We start from the raw sequence: 466 nt of genomic DNA on the forward strand, positions 1-466 counted from the left end.
TCATATTTATCAGCAAACATTTATTGATACTTATGCTAAAGTTGCCTTTACCAAGCTATATGACCGCAAGAATGCATTGGTGGCAGCAGAGATGCTTAATGATAAAGTGGTGCCGTTTTATGAGCAGTACGACCTGCGTTTGCTGCGGATACTTACCGATAGAGGAACTGAATATTGCGGATCAAGGGAACAGCATGAGTTCCAGTTATACCTGGCCATTGAAGACATCGACCATACCAAAACAAAGGCTAAAAGCCCGCAGACCAACGGCATTTGCGAGCGGTTCCATCGTACTATCCAGGATGAATTCTACGCTGTTGCCTTTCGAAAAAAGATATATCGCACGATAGAGGAGCTACAGGCAGATCTTGATAAATGGATGTACTACTACAATAATGAAAGGACACATAGTGGCAAACACTGCTTCGGAAAAACTCCAATGGAAACACTTAAATTGAGTATTCCT

At 42.1% G+C, this 466-nt stretch carries 1 protein-coding gene; it reads left to right on the forward strand.

The features are described 5' to 3' along the window. On the forward strand, positions 1-466 hold a 466-nt coding region (locus tag ACFE6N_RS23610), incomplete at both ends, for an integrase core domain-containing protein (protein ID WP_378940380.1).

The organism is Pedobacter sp. BG31 (assembly GCF_042464845.1).
GTDB lineage: Bacteria > Bacteroidota > Bacteroidia > Sphingobacteriales > Sphingobacteriaceae > Pedobacter > Pedobacter suwonensis.